The following is a 2,834-nucleotide window of genomic DNA, read 5'->3' on the forward strand; positions in this document are numbered from 1 at the left end:
CGGGCATGCACGGCCAGCCGCACCCCCTGCCCGGCCAGCGCCTGACAGGGGGCGGCCCCGATCCCGCTCGATGCGCCCGTCACCAGGATTGCCCGCTCCGCCATCATCTGAGCCCTTGCTGTTGCGGCTTCAGGATAAACGCCCGCGGCGGGGGCGCCAGGGGGTGGAGGGCACAACCATGGCGGGTATCTTGCACGCCTCGGCAGCCGCGCTCATGCTTCCGCCTGGCCATGCGCGCCCGTGCCCGGCCAATGCGCCTGGGGCGGAACAGGAGGAAACGAAGACGATGCTGACGGTGCTGGAGCCGGAAGGGCTTTACCCTGACACAAGCGAGGAACAGCGCATCCTCGGCCCCGATGTCCGCCTGCTGCAGGGCGGCGGCGAGGAATCCATCGCGCAACTGCCGGATGCGGTCTGCGCCGAGGTGGACGGGCTGTTCATCTTCCGCAACTGGCTCAGCGCCGCTGACATCGCCCGCTTCCCGAAGCTGAAGGTCGTGGTGCGGATGGGCGTGGGCTACGACCGGCTGGACCGCGCGGCCCTGGCGGCGCGTGGCGTCACGGTCTGCAACGTGCCCGACTATGGCACCACGGAAGTGGCCGACCATGCCGTGGCGCTGATCCTGGCGCTCCGGCGCGGCATCACCCTGCACCACGACATGCAGCGTGCCGAGCCGCCCGCCCCCTGGGCCTATGTGACCAGCCCGCTGCTGCAGCGCTTCAGCGAGCAGACGGTGGGGCTGCTGGGGCTGGGGCGCATCGGCACGGCGGTGGCCTTGCGCATGAAGGCCTTCGGCTGCCGCGTGGTCTTCCACGATCCTTATCTGCCCAACGGGGTGGAGCGCGCCCTGGGCATCGCCCGCGCCCGCACCAAGGAAGAGCTGCTGGAGCAGGCGGATATCCTCTCCCTCCACGCGCCGCTGACCCGCACCACCGAGGGGCTGGTGGGCGAGCGCGAGCTGCGCCGCCTGCCTGCTGGCGCCGTGGTGGTGAACACCGCCCGTGGCCCGATGCTGGATATCGATGCGCTCTATACCGTGCTGCGGGACGGGCACATCGCCGGCGCCGGGCTGGATGTCATCCCGCAGGAACCGCCGGTGGAGCCCATCCCCCGCCTGCTGGCCGCCTATCGGGCGCGGGAATCGTGGCTGGAAGGGCGGCTGATCATCACGCCGCACAGCGCCTTTTTTACGCCCCACGCATATGACGACATCCGTATCAAGAGTGCGGAGACCATGCGCGACGTGTTGCTGGATGGCCTGCGCAGCAATGTGGTGGACCCTGCCACCGACTGACCTTCCTGCCTCGGAGGTTTCCCCCCACCGCCACAAACCTGCCCCAAAACAATGGGATACATTTACCGGCCCGGGACGGATGCCCTCCGTGCGGGCCTGACCTGTTGTATCTGTGATGTAACAGGGGGTGTCGCGGGGGACGTTTCGGGTCAGAACCTCCGCGAGATGTGTTCGCAGTTGCAGCACGAAGTATGCAAGGTAATCAACCTGCGGTTTCCGTTGGCTGAATTTCCTTCAAAAGCTGGAAAGGGCGAAAGGGTGTCGATGCATGTGATCCTCGACGTGTCCCGGCTGCTGGTCTGCGGGCGGCGGCCGACACCCTCGGGCATCGACCGTGTCGAACTCGCCTATGCCCGCCGCTGGCTGCAGGCGCCGCCCGGCTCCTGTGCCTTTGTGGCGCAGGACCTGCGTGGCGGCTTCGCGGTGCTGCCCCGGGCCCTGGTCGCAGAACTGGTGGCGGCGCTTTCCGCCGCCTGGGCCGGCGGCGTGGCGCGGGAGGCGGCCAAGCAGCGGGCGAGCAGCCTGGGCACCCAGGCACGTGGGCGGCTGCTGCTCGGCCTCGGGCGGCGGGAGCTGGCGCGGCTGCTGCACAGCGGCCAGCGCATGGTCTTCCTGCTGGTCTCCCACCGCGCGCTGGAGCGCCGTGGGCCAATCGAGGCGATCCGCCGCGCCGGCGCCAGCTTCGTGCCGCTGATCCACGACATCATTCCCGTCACCCACCCGGAATATGCCCGCCCCGGCCAGGCCGAGACGCACCGGCGCCGCATGTCCAGCACCGGCGCCCTGGCGGATGGCATCATCGTGAACTCGGCCGCCACGGCCGAGGCGCTGCGCCCCTTCCTGGCCGAGCGGGCGGAGGAGCCGCCCATCGTGGTGGCGCCCCTGGGCATCGAGCCGGCGCCGCCGCCGGGCCCGAAGCGCAAGGGAGACGAGCGGCCTTATTTCGTCACCCTCGGCACCATCGAGCCGCGCAAGAACCACCTGCTGCTGCTGCATCTGTGGCGGGACATGGCGGCGTTGCTGGGCAGCAACGCGCCGCGGCTGGTGATCGTCGGCAAGCGCGGCTGGGAGAACGAGAACGTCGTCGACATCCTGGAGCGCTGCACCGCGCTGGACGGGCTGGTCGAGGAAGCCGGGCAATTGCCCGACGGGGTGGTGGCGGACCTGGTGCGCGGCGCCCGCGCCCTGCTCTTCCCCTCCTTCGCCGAGGGCTATGGCCTGCCGCTGGCCGAGTCCCTGGCGCTGCGCGTGCCCACCATCTGCTCCGACCTGCCCGCGCTGCACGAGGTGGGTGGCGCCGTGCCCGACTATCTGGACCCCCTGGATGGCCGCGCCTGGCGTCATGCCGTGATGGAGTACATGCGGGACGACAGCCCCCGCCGCGCGGCGCAGATCGCCCGCATGGAAGGCTGGCGGGCCCCGAACTGGGAAGACCACTTCGCCCGCGTGGACCTGCTGCTGGAGCACCTGACCGACCCGCTGCACCGCACGGCGGCGCTGCCCGGGCTGGCCCGCCGCCCCGCCGCGCAGCCGGCCGGGC

2 protein-coding genes are annotated in these 2,834 nt (G+C 70.7%); both read left to right on the forward strand.

Going from position 1 to position 2,834, the window contains the following annotated elements; all coding sequences use genetic code 11:
- Nucleotides 1-286: 286 nt before the first annotated feature.
- The gene (locus IBL25_RS25535) at nucleotides 287-1,294 is read left to right on the forward strand and encodes a C-terminal binding protein (protein WP_187781256.1); all 1,008 of its coding nucleotides are present in this window, start codon (nucleotides 287-289) and stop codon (nucleotides 1,292-1,294) included.
- A gap of 264 nt (nucleotides 1,295-1,558) precedes the next feature.
- Nucleotides 1,559-2,834: glycosyltransferase family 4 protein (locus IBL25_RS25540; RefSeq protein ID WP_187781257.1), on the forward strand; the 1,276-nt coding region annotated here is incomplete at its 3' end.

Source organism: Pseudoroseomonas ludipueritiae (assembly GCF_014490445.1).
GTDB classification, from domain to species: Bacteria; Pseudomonadota; Alphaproteobacteria; order Acetobacterales; family Acetobacteraceae; genus Pseudoroseomonas; species Pseudoroseomonas ludipueritiae.